We start from the raw sequence: 14,668 nt of genomic DNA, 5'->3' as shown, positions 1-14,668 counted from the left end.
TAGTGGGGAAATACTAGGATGAAGAAGGTTTCAAGTCTATAACTTGGAGGAAGAGAATGAGTAATCGAATTTTAGTTGTTGATGATGAGGAGTTTATTTTAACTTTAATTGAATTCAATTTGCAGCAAGCAGGATTTGAAGTGATAACAGCGATGGATGGTGAAGTTGCGCTTCATAAAGCAACAACGGAACGTCCAGATCTGATTATATTAGATTTAATGCTTCCCAAAATGGATGGTATGGAAGTGTGTAAAGAATTACGTTTGCAGCGTAGTATGACACCTATTTTAATGCTAACAGCGAAAGATGATGAGTTTGATAAAGTGTTAGGTCTTGAGCTTGGGGCAGATGATTATATGACAAAGCCATTTAGCCCAAGGGAAGTTGTTGCACGTGTGAAGGCGATTTTACGTCGTACGAAATTGCAAGATGAACCAGTTTCAGAAGTGCAGGATGAAAATAGTATCAATATCTTTGATTTAAGAATTTTACCTGAATTTTATGAGGCGTATTTCCAAGGAGAAAAGCTAGAACTAACGCCAAAAGAATTTGAGTTACTTGTATATTTAGCAAGGAATAAGGGGCGTGTATTAACACGTGATCAGTTACTAAGTGCTGTATGGAATTATGATTTTGCCGGCGATACAAGAATCGTCGATGTTCATATTAGTCATTTGCGGGATAAAATTGAAAAGAATACGAAAAAACCAGCGTACATTAAAACAATTCGTGGATTAGGTTATAAATTAGAGGAGCCAAAGGGGGATGAATAAATTTCGCTCGAGGCTTCTCTTTACATTTGTTTCTCTTATTATTCTTATTTTAGTTGGACTAGGAGTACTTTTGGAAACGGTGTTTGAGAATTACTACATCGATCATGCGAAAGACAGAACGGTAAAAGAGGCAAGATATGTTGCTTCATTAGTAGAGGCAGAAGGTATTGATCATGTTCTAAAAGCGCCAAACGTATTTGAGAAATTAGAAGAACAAGTGCCGGTTTCGGTTATATTTACTGATGAAGCGAAGAAAGTCAAATATAGTAAAGGTAAGCAACCTATATTCGACCAAGCGACAATTGAGGAACTTTCCTCTGAAACAGCAAAACAAAAAAATAGAGTGATTACGAAGGAAACAGATGATAAAAATGTATTCCATCATGCGGTGTTTGTTCAAGATGCAGAGGGGAAGCAAGGGTACATCATTCTAAAAAGTACAATTGCTCCTTTGAAAGATGTTCATCAAAAAACGTGGGGATTACTCATTGTAGGGTTTGTGATTGCTTGTCTTGTTGTTGTTTTTCTTGGTGTGAAAATTACAGGTCAATATATTCGTCCGATAGAGTCTGTTACGAAAGTAGCGATTGAATTGGCGAAGGGGAATTATAAAGCGCGTGCTTATGAAAGTCATTCAGATGAAACGGGGATGTTAAGTAAGGCAATCAATATTTTAGCGCGTAATTTACAAGAAATGACGCTAGAGCAAGAAATGCAACAAGATCGTTTACATACACTGATTGAAAATATGGGAAGCGGTATGATTTTAATTGATAGCCGTGGTTATATAAGTCTTGTAAACCGTTCGTATAAAGAAATATTTCATGTAACGGATGAAGAGTATTTAGATCGTTTGTATTATGAAGCGTTTCTTCATGCAGAAATCATTGAACTTGTGGAAGAAATTTTTATGACAGAAGTGAAAGTACGCAAGCAAATGCTACTGCCACTTGGTATTGAAAGAAAGCACTTTGAAGTATATGGCGCACCAATTATTGGGACAAATCATGAATGGAAAGGGATTGTTCTCGTATTCCACGATATAACAGAGCTAAAGAAACTAGAGCAAATGCGAAAAGACTTTTTAGCAAATGTTTCACATGAATTAAAGACGCCAATTACTTCTATTAAAGGATTTTCTGAAACGTTACTTGATGGTGCGATGGAAAATCAGCAGTTTTGCGAGCATTTCCTGAACATTATTTTAAAGGAAAGCGAGCGTATGCAAGGTTTAATCGAAGACTTATTGGATCTATCAAAGATTGAACAACAAGGATTTAAGTTAAATATGGGTACTGTTGAGATGAAGGGATTGCTTGGAGAAATTAAAATGGTGCTAGAGAATAAATCACAAGATAAAGAAATTTCCTTACAAGTTGATGTGTTGAGACACGTTTCAGTGATAGGAGATCCGAGCCGATTAAAACAAATCTTTATCAATTTAGTTAATAATGCAATTGTATACACACCAGCCGGCGGGACGGTTTCTGTAGAGTTGTTAGAGGATGAACATAACGCTTATATAAAGGTATCTGATACAGGAATTGGGATTAGTAAAGAAGAAATCCCGCGTATTTTTGAACGTTTTTATCGTGTAGATAAAGCGAGAAGCAGAAATACAGGCGGTACAGGCCTTGGGTTATCGATTGTAAAACATTTAGTAGAAGCCCATCATGGGACAGTTACTGTAGAGAGTGAAGTAGGGGAAGGAACAACATTTACAGTTGCTTTACCGAAATCGGATTTGGAGAAGTAATGATAATGTGCAACCTTTATCCCGCTATTCGCGGGCAGTAAGACCCCCACCCCAAAGTTCAGCAAAAGCAAAGAAGGTAGGTGGAGTCGGGCTGCCCGTAAAAGCCCGATTGGTGAGGGCTAATAATCAGTGGGGTATGGAAAAACCACTGATTAAAGTTTCACTTTATTGGATGAGAGCTATATAAATCCATTTTGATTTTTCGATATATAAGTCGTTGATATGAAAAAGGTGACCTACACTCGTTTTTTCTCTCTGCTTTAACTTGGCATGGAGCAGGAAGAGGGTCTGACCGCTTCTATGCATGGCCGGATACTCTCTCGCCTAAAAAGAAAGGGTTTATGTCGGTTTCTTAATTTGGATTTATATAGTAAACGTTTGAACGGGATATATTTACATTATATTAACAATAGCTTCATTAAATATTAATAAAGTCCTGTTAATATAATACATGAAAACCCCTTCATCCAAGGAGTAATTTTGGACGAGAATAGGTGCTCTATTCTCGTCACTTCCCTTTTTGTGAAACTATAATATCTTTGTTTTTGAAATATCTCTATGTAACTTATATCAAAGTGTTATATCAATACGATAAGGTTATTTTAATTCATGAGATATTGTGACAGCATCTCCATTTTACATTAAATATATGTAGTAGGAAGAACCGTTATTTTTCTTCTCTCTCTTAGTCGTGTTAATATAGAGAGAAGGAAAAGACGGTTTTTTCTTTCTATATAAATCCATTTTGATTTTTCGATATATAAGTCGTTGATATGAAAAAGGTGACCTGCGCTCGTTTTCTCTTTTTGTTTTAACTTGGCATGGGGTGACCGCTTCTATGCATGGCTGGATGCTCTCTCCCTCCTAAAAAAAGGGGTTATGTCGGTTTTTTAATTTGGATTTATATATAAATCGTTTTAAATTTGTATGGGGAGGTTTCTAATTTGGAAAAAAAGGTCGTATTAGTCGATGGAAATAATATCGCGTATCGTGCTTTCTTTGCACTGCCGCTTTTAAATAACGACAAAGGTATACATACGAACGCAATTTATGGTTTTACGATGATGTTAATGAGAATATTAGAAGAAGAAAAACCAACACATATGCTTGTTGCGTTTGATGCGGGTAAAACAACATTTCGTCACAAAACATTTAGCGAATATAAAGGAGGTCGTCAAAAAACGCCACCTGAGCTATCAGAGCAATTCCCATTTATTCGTGAACTGTTAGATGCGTTTCACGTACCACGCTATGAGTTAGAGAACTATGAAGCAGATGACATTATGGGCACACTAGCGAAAGAAGCGAACGAACAAGGTGCTCACGTAAAAGTTATTTCTGGAGATAAAGATTTACTGCAGCTTGTTTCTGATACTACGCTTGTATGTATTCCGCGTAAAGGGATTACAGAAGTAGATGAATATACGAAAGAAGCGTTATTCGAAAAATATAGTTTATCACCAAAGCAAATTATTGATATGAAAGGTTTAATGGGAGATCAATCGGATAACATCCCAGGTGTACCGGGAGTTGGTGAGAAGACAGCAATCAAATTGTTAACGCAATTTGAAACAGTAGAAGCAGTATATGAGAACTTAGACAAGGTGAGCGGAAAAAAATTAAAAGAAAATCTAGAAATGAATAAAGAGCAAGCGTTTATGAGTAAAGAGCTTGCCACAATTATTACCGATGCACCAATTACAGTGCATGTAGATGATATCGAATACAAAGGATATGAAGCAAGTGACGTCATTCCAATGTTCGAGAATTTAGGATTTACTTCGCTATTAAATAAGCTCGGTGCGACTCCTGAAGAAACAGCTCCAGCTGAATTAGATGATATTTCATTTGATATTGCAGAAGAAGTAACAGAAGAAATGCTGCAGCAAGATAGTGCAATTATTGTGGAAGTACAAGAAGACAATTATCATAAAGCTGACATTCAAGGGTTCGGTATTCAAAATGAAAATGGCTGTTATTTCATTCCGAGCGATGTTGCGCTAAAATCTGAAGCTTTTAAGAAGTGGCTTGCAGATGATGAAATGAGAAAGTATACGTTTGATGCGAAACGTGCCATTGTTACACTTAAGTGGAAAGGTATAGAGATTCAAGGGATTTACTTTGATTTACTAATTGCCGCTTATTTACTTGATCCAGCAGATACAGATAAAGATTTCCGTGCCGTAGCGAAAATGAAAGAAACGCATGCTGTTAAATCTGATGAAGAAGTGTATGGAAAAGGTGCAAAACGTGCGGTTCCTGCGCAAGATATAGTCGCGGAGCACGTAGCTCGAAAAGTACATGTATTATACGATGTGCAAAAAACATTTGTAGAAGAACTACAAAAAAATGAACAATATGAACTATTTACTGAGCTTGAAATGCCGCTTGCTCGTGTGTTAGCTGAAATGGAAGTGAAAGGTGTTACGGTTGATACAGAGCGCTTACGTAGTATGGGAGATGAGCTTGCTGGAAGGCTTAAGGAAATGGAACAAGAAATTTATGAGCTTGCAGGAACGGAATTTAATATTAATTCTCCAAAGCAGCTTGGCGTGATTCTATTTGAGAATTTAAACCTACCGGTTATTAAAAAGACGAAAACAGGATATTCTACGTCAGCTGATGTGCTGGACAAGTTAATGGAGCATCATGAAATTATTCCTAAAATTTTACACTATCGTCAATTAGGAAAATTAAATTCGACATATATTGAAGGATTATTAAAAGTTGTTCATGAAGATTCATCTAAAATTCATACTCGTTTTAATCAAGTGTTAACGCAAACGGGCCGATTAAGTTCTACAGACCCAAACTTGCAAAATATCCCGATCCGTTTAGAAGAAGGAAGAAAGATTCGTCAGGCGTTCATTCCTTCAAAAGAAGGCTGGGTTATGTATGCAGCCGATTATTCACAAATTGAACTGCGTGTCTTGGCGCATATTGCAAAAGACAAAGGGTTAGTAGAAGCGTTCCAGCATGATATGGATATTCATACGAAAACTGCAATGGACGTGTTTGGCGTTGGAAAAGATGAAGTAACATCGAATATGAGACGTCAAGCAAAAGCGGTTAACTTCGGAATTGTGTATGGTATTAGTGACTATGGGCTTTCACAAAACTTAGGAATCACACGAAAAGCAGCAGGGGAATTTATTGAAAAGTACTTCGCAAGCTTCCCTGGTGTAAAAGAATATATGGATGAGATTGTACAAGAAGCGAAGCAAAAAGGATACGTTTCTACATTATTAAATCGTCGCCGTTATATTCCGGAAATTACGAGTCGTAATTTTAATTTGCGCAGCTTTGCGGAGCGTACTGCGATGAATACACCAATTCAAGGTAGTGCGGCAGATATTATTAAAAAAGCGATGATTATTATGGCGGATCGCTTAGAAGAAGAAGGCTTACAAGCGCGTCTTCTTCTGCAAGTACACGATGAATTGATCTTTGAAGTGCCAAAAGAAGAAGTGGAAAAATTAGAAAAGCTTGTACCTGAAGTGATGGAGCATGCGATTGAACTTGCTGTTCCTCTAAAAGTTGATTATTCTTCTGGTCCAACTTGGTATGACGCAAAATAAGGAAGTGATTGAATGCCTGAACTACCAGAGGTTGAAAATGTTAGAAGGACACTTGAAAACCTTGTAACGGGAAAAACAATTCAAGATGTGATCGTAACATATCCAAAATTAGTAAAGCGACCAGATGACGCAGAGCTCTTTAAAGAAATGTTACGAGGTGAAAAGATTGAACGGATTGAGCGAAGAGGTAAGTTTTTACTTCTATATGTAACAAAGTATGTTATTGTTTCACATTTGCGTATGGAAGGGAAATATTTGCTTCATAAAGATGATGAGCCGGTAGATAAACATACGCATGTGCGTTTCCAGTTTACAGATGGTACAGAGTTACACTATAAAGATGTAAGAAAGTTCGGCACGATGCATCTCTTTAAAAAAGGTGAAGAATTTGACCAAATGCCACTTGCTGATTTAGGGCCTGAGCCATTTGACGCTGAACTGACAGTAGGGTATTTGCAAGAAAGATTGCAAAAGACAAACCGTAAAATAAAAGTTGTATTGCTCGATCAACGTCTTTTAGTCGGGCTTGGTAATATATATGTAGATGAAGTTTTATTCCGTTCCGGGATTCACCCGGAACGAGAAGCTTCATCTTTAACGAAAGCTGAAATAGAAAAGATTCATGCGGCGACCGTTGCAACATTAGCGGAGGCTGTTGAGCGCGGTGGAAGTACAATTAGAACGTATATCAATTCGCAAGGACAAATCGGCTCGTTCCAAGAGCTTCTAAATGTGTATGGAAGAAAAGGTGAACCATGCGTAACTTGTGGGAACGTGATTGAAAAGACAGTTGTTGGTGGACGAGGAACGCATTATTGTCCTATGTGCCAGCCAAAAAGCTAAGAAAGATATCGTTTTCTAATAACATCGGATAGGCATTTGTCATATACATACAGCAAAGCTATGTATAGGGAAGGAGCTTACCGATGTATCATTATTTCTCTCTTATTTTATTAGCTTTTACATTAAGTTTGGATAGCTGTAGTGTAGGGCTTACTTATGGTTTGCGGAGCGTACGGATTCCGTTAAAATCGATACTCATCATTGGAATGTGTTCAGCGGCTGTTATGCTTGTGTCGATGGGAATTGGACATATGATTGCTAAGGTGTTTTCTCCGGTGATTGCAACGCGCATTGGCGGAATCGTTTTAGTGGCTATTGGAGCGTGGGTGTTGTATCAGTTTTTTCGGAGTGATAAAAAAGACGAACCGCAGCAAGAAGAGAAAGTTTGGAAGTTAGAAATTGCTTCGCTTGGGTTAGTCATTCAAATTTTACGGAAACCGACTGTTGCCGATTTTGATAAATCAGGCACGATTTCTGGTGGGGAAGCCTTGCTTTTAGGTATCGCTCTTTCAGTAGACTCGTTTGGAGCAGGGATTGGTGCATCCTTACTAGGATATACACCCGCCATGATGGCAGTGTTAGTTGCCGTTATGAGTTCTCTGTTTTTATTTATCGGAATGAGGCTAGGAACGGTTTTATCGAATATGCGATGGTTACAAAAATTTACGTTCCTACCTGGGATTTTACTTATTATTATTGGAATTTGGAAAATGTAAGTGGGAGCGTGAAACATAAGTTTCACGCTTCTATTTGTGAGGAGGAAATAGAATGACAATTGTTATAGGTTTAACAGGAGGTATTGCAAGTGGAAAAAGTACTGTTTCACAAATGTTTCGTGAACTGCAAATACCTGTAATTGACGCGGATATTATTGCAAGAGAAGTTGTAGAACAAGGTAAAGAAGCATATAAAGAAATTGTAGACGTATTCGGTGAAGAAATATTACAAGCAGATGGCGAACTTGATCGTCCGAAGCTTGGGGGTATTGTATTTCATAATGAAGAAAAACGATTGCGCTTAAATAAAATTGTTCATCCAGCTGTCCGCAAAGAAATGAATGTGCAGAAGGACATGTACATAAAGGAAGGAGTGCAAGCGGTTGTGTTAGATATTCCGCTTCTATTTGAGAGTAAGTTAACAGCACTTGTTGATCGGATTGTAGTTGTAGCTGTATCACCTAGTATGCAATTAGAACGTTTAATGAAGCGAAATGGCTTTACAGAAGAGGATGCGAAAGCACGTATTGATTCGCAAATGCCTTTAGCGGAGAAAGCAACATTAGCTAATAAAGTTATTTATAATGATGGCACAATTGCTGAGACAAAAGCACAATTACAGCTCATTTTAAAAGAATGGAACATTATTAACTAAAAAATTGTGAAATTAGTGAAAATGCTTAGTGACATATCTTCTTTTTGTGTTATACTATTATTGGGATTGGAGATAAATAGTATAACGCATTCAAGGGGGATAACATATTATGACTCGTGTGGCAATTAATGGATTTGGACGTATTGGGAGAATGGTATTTCGTCAAGCGATAAAAGAAAGCGCATTCGAAATTGTAGCGATTAACGCAAGCTATCCACCAGAAACATTAGCACATTTAATCAAGTATGATACAGTTCATGGCAAGTTTGACGGAACAGTGGAAGCATTTGAAGATCATTTATTAGTGGATGGGAAAATGATTCGCCTTCTAAACAACCGCGATCCAAAAGAATTGCCTTGGAAAGAACTGGATGTTGAAATTGTAATTGAAGCAACTGGTAAATTTAATGCGAAAGAAAAAGCAATTCTTCACGTAGAAGCTGGGGCGAAAAAGGTTATTTTAACAGCACCTGGTAAAAATGAAGATGTAACAATTGTAGTTGGTGTAAACGAAGAACAATTAGATATTACAAACCATACTGTGATTTCAAATGCATCTTGTACAACAAACTGTTTAGCGCCTGTTGTTAAGGTGTTAGATGAGCAATTTGGAATTGAAAACGGTTTAATGACAACTGTTCATGCTTATACAAATGACCAAAAAAATATTGATAACCCACATAAAGATTTACGAAGAGCGCGTGCTTGTGGACAGTCTATTATTCCTACAACAACAGGCGCTGCGAAAGCTCTAGCGAAAGTTCTTCCACATTTAAACGGAAAACTTCATGGGATGGCACTTCGTGTTCCGACACCAAACGTGTCTCTTGTTGACTTAGTAGTAGATGTAAAACGTGATGTAACAGTTGAGGAAATTAATGAAGCGTTTAAAACTGTTGCAAACGGTCCATTGAAAGGGATTATTGAGTTCAGTGAGGAACCTTTAGTTTCGATTGACTTTAATACAAATACACACTCAGCTATCATTGATAGTTTATCTACAATGGTAATGGGCGAACGTAAAGTGAAAGTACTTGCTTGGTATGATAACGAGTGGGGTTACTCTCGCCGCGTTGTAGATCTTGTGAAGTTAGTTGGCGCTGAATTAACAAAACAAGAAAGTGTGCAACACATTTAATGATACAAGGAAGGCAAGCGATTGCTTGTCTTCTTTTTTATGCTTTTTTCTGAAAAGGAAAAAAATTATACAAGTATATTTTTGCGAATGGTACATAGGAGAAACCATTGTGATTACTGTATTTGTGAATCAATTATTTTTCTTGGGGAAAAGTAAAGAAGAAAATATGACAAAAAATCGAAAAAACTGTTGTTGCAAAATGAAAATAAACAAAGTATACTAACACTCGTAAACTTAAGAGCTGAGGTACGTAGTTACTACTTAAAGGGTTAGGACCTCTCTGGACTAACTTTCCCCCGTGGTAGTAGAGCAAGCCAAATTGCAAATTAGTTTTCAATTCGAACAGTTAGATTAAATTTTTATGAGGGGGAACTGTAGAATGGATACTATGGACACGATGGGTCGTCACGTAATCGCTGAACTTTGGGATTGCGATTTCGACAAGCTTAATGATATGCCGTTTATTGAACAATTATTTGTGGATGCAGCACTAAGAGCTGGTGCTGAAGTACGTGAGGTTGCTTTTCATAAATTTGCGCCACAGGGTGTAAGTGGAGTTGTAATCATTTCGGAGTCACATTTAACAATTCATAGCTTTCCAGAGCACGGCTATGCAAGTATTGATGTTTATACTTGCGGGGATCGTATTGATCCAAATGTTGCTGCAGAGTATATTGCAGAAGGTTTAAATGCGAAAACGCGAGAGAGCATCGAGCTTCCTCGAGGCACAGGTAGCTTCGAAATTAAGCATAGAGAAACAAAAGCTCTTTAAAAAAGAACATAATTGATTTAAAATGTAAAGAGGTGTATAATGCACCTCTTTTTAGTTTATATAAATTTGAAATTGTAAAATGGTAGACTGTTTTTGACGAATGCTTGCTATAAAGTAAATTTTTAAAAAGTAACGTATTATTGAACGTGAATAGTAGGATAAGGTAGTGAGTAAATACAAATAGGTTATATAATATTGTATATATATTTTCACATGTAGATGAAGTAAAAAGAATGAAGATTAAATTGCAAGGGAGTGAATGAGTTGCGTTGTCCAGCCTGTTTTCATAATGGTACAAGAGTATTGGATTCACGTCCGGTAGATGAGGGACGCTCCATTCGAAGAAGAAGAGAGTGTGAAAGTTGTTTAAATCGATTTACGACATTTGAACGAGTAGAAGAACCACCTCTTATTGTTGTAAAAAAAGAGGGAACACGAGAAGAGTTTAATAAAGAAAAGATTTTGCGTGGATTAATTAAGGCGTGTGAAAAAAGACCTGTATCGTTAAAACAATTAGAAGAAGTAACACAAAATGTGGAGCGTGAACTTCGTAATTTAGGAATATCAGAAGTGAAAAGTGATATGATCGGTGAAATCGTAATGGAAGCACTTCGAGATATTGATGATGTTGCTTATGTACGATTTGCCTCCGTATATCGTCAATTTAAAGATTTAAATGTATTTATTGAAGAATTAAAAGATATACTGCAAAAAGAACGAGAATAAAGTGAAACTTTGAGCCCGCAAATAGTGGTGAAAAAGAGCTAGAAGCGAAAGCTATTAGCTCTTTTTCACTAAGGAATTATATACGTAGAATGGAAGAAAGAAAGGAATTGCAAGGATGGAAAAACAGTCATGGATGGAGCTATTGCCAATTGATCGTTATAAAGTAAGTGCAAAGGGGTTGCTGCATAGTTACGATCGGAAGGTATTAACGATGTTATATCAACCATTAGTGGGTAGCAAGGCTTTTAGCTTATACATGACGCTGTGGGGAGAGCTAGAGCAGGATCGTGTATTTGGAAAAGAGAATACACACCACTCTCTTATGGTGACAATGCAAATGCAGCTTCCTGAAGTATATGAAGAACGGATGAAATTAGAAGCAATTGGGCTTTTAAACGTATATATAAAAAAAGAAAAAGATATTCGAATGTTTATATACGAATTGCAGCCGCCGTTATCACCAAAACAATTTTTTGATGATATTGTCCTGAGCATCTTTTTGTATAATCGATTAAGCCGTGCGAAATATAATCAAGTTAAACAATATTTTTTAGAAGAAGAGTTTGATTTTGCTTCTTATGAAAATGTTACACATTCCTTTAATGATGTATTTGGGTCTTTTAATCCAGGGCAATTTGAACATGCGCAAGAGGAACTTCGAATTCCAAGTAGCGCAGTTATGCCGGGCAATGAAAAAGGAACTGCCCCACAACTTTGGAACGATTTCTTTGATTTTTCTTTATTTGTAGAAGGGTTATCGACTCTTGTGCCGCGAAAAGCGATTACGGACCAAGTGCGTGAATGTGTTGTTACACTCTCTTACGTGTATGGTGTGGATGTGCTGTCGATGCAAAATATTGTGCTTGGTGCAATGACAGAATTGCAAACGATTGATATGGAAAGGCTTCGGAAAGGAGCGCGTGATTGGTATCAATTTGAAAATGGTCAAGCGCTTCCAATGTTAAGTGAACGAGTACAGCCTCATGCTGCACGTACGATGAAAGAGAAAGAGCCGTCTACGCAAGAAGAGATGCTCATTAAACAGCTAGAAGAAATTTCTCCAAAACAATTGTTAAAAGAAATTTCAGGCGGGGCAGAAGCAACGAAAGCAGATTTGCAAATTGTAGAAGAAGTAATGATGAATCAAAAACTAACGCCAGGTGTGGTCAATGTACTTATTTATTATGTAATGCTGCGTTCGGATATGAAGCTTGCCAAAACGTATGTTGAGAAAATTGCGGGGCACTGGGCACGAAAAAAAGTAGGTACGGTATCAGAAGCGATGGCATTGGCGAAAGAAGAGAATCGTCAATATCAAGAATGGGCTGAAACGAAGAAAAAGGGTCATACTTCGAAGAAAACAGTGCGGAAAGAAATGGTGCCCGATTGGTTGAAAGAACAATCCAAGGAACAACCAGAAGAACAGCCTAAGGAACTTACGAATGTGGCGAAAAAATCGAGCAAGTTAGAAGAAGAACGAAAGAGATTGGAAGAAGAGTTGAAAAAATATAAGCGTGATTAATAGAAGAGAATGAACGCTCTTTGAGGTGAGAGAATGGAGCATATTCAAAATTCATTTGCAAAGTTGATGCAAAATGAGAATTTTAAAAATAGATACGAAGTGTTAAAGGCGGAAGTGATGGCGCATCCGCGTGTGAAAGAGTTTATTGAAGAACATAAAGGTGAAGTGACGACTTCCATGATAGAGCGAAGTCTTGTGAAACTGTATGAATACATTGGGCAAAGTGTTGGATGTGCAGATTGTCCGAACTTAGAATCATGTAAAAATATGATTCAAGGATATGAGCCGAAACTGATTATTCAAGGTAAGATGATTGATATTCAATATGATCGCTGCGTAAGAAAAGTGGCTTATGATGAGCGGAAGAAATATGAAAAATTAGTTCAAAGTGTCTATATGCCAAGTGATATTTTACAGGCTTCTATGGAAAATTTAGATCCATCAGATTTAGAACCGCGAATTGAGGCGATTCGTGCAGCAAATGAATTTTTAAGTGCATACGAACCTGGAAAAAAAGTACAAGCGTTATATTTCTACGGTAAATTTGGTGTAGGGAAAACGTATCTCTTAGGAGCGATTGCGAATGAATTAGCCTTAAAAAAAATAAGTTCAATGATCGTATACTTACCAGAATTTTTACGAGAAATTAAAAGTTCACTGCAAAATAATACGATAGGTGAAAAAATTGATGCGGTGAAGCGTGTACAAGTATTAATGTTAGATGATATTGGGGCGGAAGCAATGTCAAGCTTTGTGCGTGATGATGTGCTTGGTGCTATACTGCAGTTCCGTATGCTTGAAAACTTACCGACGTTCTTTACGTCTAATTTTGACTTTAAACAGCTAGAACATCATTTAACCTACACACAGCGTGGAGAAGCAGAAGAAATGAAAGCGGCGCGTATTATGGAGCGTATTAAGTATTTGGCGAAGCCAGTTCCAATTGGTGGGAAAAATCGTCGTCATACGTAAAGAGTGAGCATACTGCTTGCTCTTTTTTTTATGTTTCTTCAGTATATGTTTGAAATTTCATACGAGCTTGTATCATTTTTTTTCTAGTCCCTTAATATATATAAAATTAGCAAGGATTGTAGAGTGAAGCGGAAGAAGGTATTGCTACTTAGCGCCTAGCTTTCGTGAACTGGACTCTTATGGGGGCTTGAGAGAAAGTAACTCCGTAGAGCGGGATAAAAGGGGGGACAAGAGTGATTGAAATCTGCTTCGAAGAAAAAAATGATGCTGCGCACGTATATCAACAACTGATAAGGAGAACGGAAAAGCTATATAAAGAAACAAGTGTTTATTTATATGAACAAAAGGTAACGATTCATATACCAATATGCGAATCGAATTATATTGAGAAAGTTTTAATACCAGTACTTCTTTATTTTATTGTTAATATAAAACAAAACGAATGGCTTCGTACTATTTTAAAAGAGAAATTTTTTTATGAAGAACAAGAAGAGTGCCATCAAATTTTACATATGGCACATGCTATCTTAAATGGAAAGCGAAAAGGGATTGCCCGTGATCTAACACGTAATAAGATTGAAGTCCGTATTATGTCTTCTTTAAAAGGATGGCTCTGTGACCCACTTTCTTTTTCTTTTTCATCTTATATTCGTTTTCGCCTCCGCGCATATAGGGAGATGGTACACCGACTTGCGGAAGTGGCGATCGATGAATATAAAATGGAGCAAGAATATCAAATGTTTGTAGAAATGCTAAGGCAACAAGTGAGCAGCCGAAAATCACGTTTACCGTGTCTACATCTTGTATTTGATGAAAGTTTTATTTTTTATGATGAAAAAGGAATACGTTTAAAACAAGAAAAATTAGTTCAATATATAGAAGAGGATTTACTAAATAAGCAGGGCGTATATATTGACACGAAGGTAATTGCACCGCTTCTTTCTATTGCGCCGAGAATGATTTATTTGTACACGAAAGAGCAAGATCACAATATGATTGTTACCCTTCAAAATGTATTTCAAGAACGAGTTCAGTTATGTGCACTGCATGAATTTAAACACAACGTAAAAAATTTAAAAAATAAAGGGAACACCCTTGATTTTCTAAGTTTTTGAGCATATAATTACCTACATAAATGAAATATATTGAAATGTTACGATGAGGACATGAGTGATTTACTACGATTTTCAGAGAGGGAAGCCTTAGGGTGTGAGCTT

Annotated in this window: 12 protein-coding genes and 1 other annotated feature (1 of these 13 running past the window's edge); all 12 genes read left to right on the top strand. The window is 37.0% G+C overall.

Features of this window, described 5'->3' with window-relative positions; translation table 11 throughout:
• Window positions 1-56 precede the first annotated feature (56 nt).
• The 12 genes from C564_RS0103750 to ytxC all read left to right on the top strand — a co-directional run bounded on the left by C564_RS0103750 (window position 57) and on the right by ytxC (window position 14,566).
• Window positions 57-773, top strand: a complete 717-nt coding sequence (locus C564_RS0103750) for a response regulator transcription factor (RefSeq protein ID WP_018764459.1) — start codon at window positions 57-59, stop codon at window positions 771-773.
• Entirely contained in the window at window positions 766-2,529 is a 1,764-nt protein-coding gene (gene pnpS / locus C564_RS0103745; protein WP_018764458.1) for a two-component system histidine kinase PnpS, read from the top strand. The genes C564_RS0103750 and pnpS overlap by 8 nt, the downstream gene beginning before the upstream one ends.
• Window positions 2,530-3,473: 944 nt before the next feature.
• Entirely contained in the window at window positions 3,474-6,107 is a 2,634-nt protein-coding gene (polA, locus tag C564_RS0103735; protein ID WP_018764456.1) for a DNA polymerase I, read from the top strand.
• Between the two features lie 12 nt (window positions 6,108-6,119).
• Window positions 6,120-6,950 carry a DNA-formamidopyrimidine glycosylase gene (gene mutM / locus C564_RS0103730; RefSeq protein WP_003200990.1) on the top strand — a complete coding sequence of 277 codons (831 nt, stop codon included), beginning with the start codon at window positions 6,120-6,122 and terminating at the stop codon, window positions 6,948-6,950.
• An 83-nt stretch (window positions 6,951-7,033) separates the two neighbouring features.
• Window positions 7,034-7,666 (top strand): sporulation membrane protein YtaF, encoded by a 633-nt coding sequence (ytaF, locus tag C564_RS0103725; protein ID WP_003200991.1) that lies wholly within the window; start codon window positions 7,034-7,036, stop codon window positions 7,664-7,666.
• 52 nt (window positions 7,667-7,718) lie between these two features.
• Entirely contained in the window at window positions 7,719-8,321 is a 603-nt protein-coding gene (coaE, locus tag C564_RS0103720; RefSeq protein ID WP_018764455.1) for a dephospho-CoA kinase, read from the top strand.
• Window positions 8,322-8,430: 109 nt separating this feature from the next.
• The gene (locus C564_RS0103715) at window positions 8,431-9,459 is read left to right on the top strand and encodes a glyceraldehyde-3-phosphate dehydrogenase (protein WP_018764454.1); all 1,029 of its coding nucleotides are present in this window, start codon (window positions 8,431-8,433) and stop codon (window positions 9,457-9,459) included.
• A 388-nt stretch (window positions 9,460-9,847) separates the two neighbouring features.
• Complete coding sequence (gene speD / locus C564_RS0103710) at window positions 9,848-10,231, top strand: adenosylmethionine decarboxylase (protein ID WP_006096185.1); 384 nt, start codon at window positions 9,848-9,850, stop codon at window positions 10,229-10,231.
• A 264-nt stretch (window positions 10,232-10,495) separates the two neighbouring features.
• Window positions 10,496-10,957 carry a transcriptional regulator NrdR gene (gene nrdR, locus C564_RS0103705; RefSeq protein ID WP_016116577.1) on the top strand — a complete coding sequence of 154 codons (462 nt, stop codon included), beginning with the start codon at window positions 10,496-10,498 and terminating at the stop codon, window positions 10,955-10,957.
• A 115-nt stretch (window positions 10,958-11,072) separates the two neighbouring features.
• On the top strand, window positions 11,073-12,479 hold the full coding sequence (locus C564_RS0103700) for a replication initiation and membrane attachment family protein (protein WP_018764453.1): 1,407 nt from the start codon (window positions 11,073-11,075) through the stop codon (window positions 12,477-12,479).
• Between the two features lie 33 nt (window positions 12,480-12,512).
• Window positions 12,513-13,451 (top strand): primosomal protein DnaI, encoded by a 939-nt coding sequence (gene dnaI, locus C564_RS0103695; protein WP_003201005.1) that lies wholly within the window; start codon window positions 12,513-12,515, stop codon window positions 13,449-13,451.
• A gap of 233 nt (window positions 13,452-13,684) precedes the next feature.
• A complete protein-coding gene (ytxC, locus tag C564_RS0103690) occupies window positions 13,685-14,566 on the top strand; it encodes a putative sporulation protein YtxC (RefSeq protein ID WP_018764452.1) in 882 nt (293 codons plus the stop codon).
• Between the two features lie 31 nt (window positions 14,567-14,597).
• Window positions 14,598-14,668: a binding site (T-box leader), on the top strand (it continues 158 nt past the right edge of the window).

Origin of the sequence: Bacillus sp. 105MF, from assembly GCF_000374885.1 — a bacterium.
GTDB lineage: Bacteria > Bacillota > Bacilli > Bacillales > Bacillaceae_G > Bacillus_A > Bacillus_A pseudomycoides.
Note: the sequence above shows the minus strand (reverse complement) of the source record. Positions and strands in the feature narration are given on the sequence as shown.